Genomic DNA, 223 nt, shown 5'->3' with positions numbered 1-223 from the left:
TCTAACGCATTTGAATCGGTTACCGGACCCACCGGATTATCCGTATCGCCGCCACCCGGCAACGTACCATCCGCATCCGTCACCGTGATGTTAAACGCGCCCGTACTGGTTGAGCCATCGGTAGAAGTAGCAATGATCTCAATCGAGTGAGTATCATTAAGATCATGATCCAGATTGCCAATCACCGTCACCACACCCGTGGTGGCATCGATAGCAAATAAAC

The 223-nt window shown here is 51.1% G+C and carries 1 protein-coding gene; it reads right to left on the bottom strand.

Features of this window, described 5'->3' with window-relative positions; all coding sequences use genetic code 11:
* On the bottom strand, positions 1-223 hold a 223-nt coding region (locus AACV33_RS06840), incomplete at both ends, for a cadherin repeat domain-containing protein (RefSeq protein WP_182700754.1).

Source organism: Aliivibrio sp. SR45-2 (assembly GCF_963890165.1).
In the GTDB taxonomy this organism is placed as follows: Bacteria; Pseudomonadota; Gammaproteobacteria; order Enterobacterales; family Vibrionaceae; genus Aliivibrio; species Aliivibrio salmonicida.
The sequence above is the reverse complement of the archived record's forward strand: the minus strand, read 5'-3'. Positions and strand labels throughout refer to the sequence as shown.